The 1,779-nt window shown below is 61.1% G+C and carries 1 protein-coding gene; it reads left to right on the top strand.

Annotation, left to right across the window (positions count from 1 at the left end; translation table 11 throughout):
• The coding region (locus UC15_RS16430) for an Ig-like domain-containing protein (RefSeq protein ID WP_157960992.1) at positions 1-1,779 on the top strand (1,779 nt) is incomplete at both ends.

Genomic DNA, 1,779 nt, shown 5'->3' with positions numbered 1-1,779 from the left:
GAAACTCGGCGAAGCGGATTACACCCTGACTGCCAGCAGCACCGACGCGGCGGGCAACACCGGCAGCGCGACGCACGACGTGCTGGTCGACAGTTCGCTGCCGTCCGTGAGCATCAGCCCGGTGGCGACAGACAACATCGTTAACGCGACGGAAATCAACGCCGATCAGCTGATCAGCGGCAAGGTCACCAATGCGGCGGCGGGCGATACCGTCACCATTACTTTGGGCGGCAAAACCTATACGGCTGAAGTACAAAGTGACCTGAGCTGGAGCGTCAGCGTACCGTCCGCAGACCTGAAAGGGTTCGGCGACGGCGATCTGACAATTTCCGCCAGCGTGACCAATCAGCACGGCAACACCGGCAGCGCCGATCGTGAGATCAACATCGACGCCGGTCTGCCGGGTCTGCGTATTGATACGGTTGCGGGCGACGATGTCGTCAACAGCATCGAGATCCAGCAGAACCAGATCGTCAGCGGTACCAGCACCGACATCGCGGCAGGAAGTTCAGTCACCGTGACCATCAACGGCGTCGATTATCAGGCGACCGTGGGCGCAAACGGCAACTGGTCGGCGGCGGTTCCTTCTTCTGATGTAGCGAACTGGCCAGCGGGTGCGTTGAATATCAGCGTGACCGGCAGCGATGCTTCAGGTAACTCAGTGACGATTTCTAATAACGTCACCGTCGATCTGAGCAGTGTGGCGATCACCGTGGATACCATCGCGGTGGACGACATGATCAATGCCGCCGAAAAAGCGGCAGACCTGACGCTGAGCGGTTCAACCCAAAACGTCGAAGCCGGTCAGACCGTGACCGTGAACTTCGCGGGTCACACTTACACTACGACCGTTGGCACCGACGGCAGCTGGAGCGTGAAAGTTCCGGCGGGCGACATGACCAGCCTGAAAGACGGCGACGTGACCGCAACCGCCAGCGTCACCAACGTCGCGGGTAACAGCGCCAGCGCGGCGAATACGGCGGAAGTGGATGCGTCGGCACCGGTTATCACCATCAACACCATCGCCGGTGATAACGTGCTGAACAGCGCGGAAGCCGGTGCAGATGTGGTGCTGAGCGGCACGTCGACGGCAGAAGCCGGTCAGATCGTTACTGTCACCCTGAACGGCAATGAATACACCGCGACTGTCGGCACCGACGGCAGCTGGAGCACTTCAGTTCCGGCGGCGGACGCCTCGGCGCTGACTGACGGCACGTACTCCGTGAACGCCACGGTGAAAGATGTCGCCGGTAACAGCAGCAGCGTCAGCGGTTCAGTTCTGGTGGATATCACTGCGCCAACGCTGACCATCAACACCGTGTCAGCCGACGACGTGATCAACGCGCAGGAGCATCAGCAGAACCTGATGATCTCCGGCGGTTCCACGGGCGTTCCGGCGGGCGGATTAGTCACCGTTGACATCGACGGCCACAGCTACACCGCTGCGGTGGATGCCAATGGCAACTGGAGCGTTGGCGTACCGGCGGACGTGGTCAGCACCCTGACCGACGGTTCCTACACCGTCAGCGCAAGCGTCAAAGATGCCGCAGGCAACGACGGTTCAATTACACACGACGTCACTGTCGACACCGTTGCGCCGGTTCTGACTATCAATACCGTGGCTGCTGATGACGTGATCAACGCCATCGAGAAAGGCGAAGCCCTGACCGTCAGCGGTACCAGCAACGGCGCGGACGGCAGCACCGTGACGCTGAACCTCAACGGCCAGAACTACACCGCGACCGTCAGCAACGGCGCGTGGACGCTGAACGTTCCGGC

This window comes from Rahnella sp. AN3-3W3 (genome assembly GCF_003263545.1).
In the GTDB taxonomy this organism is placed as follows: domain Bacteria; phylum Pseudomonadota; class Gammaproteobacteria; order Enterobacterales; family Enterobacteriaceae; genus Rahnella; species Rahnella variigena.
This window is presented reverse-complemented; position numbering and strand designations above follow the sequence as displayed.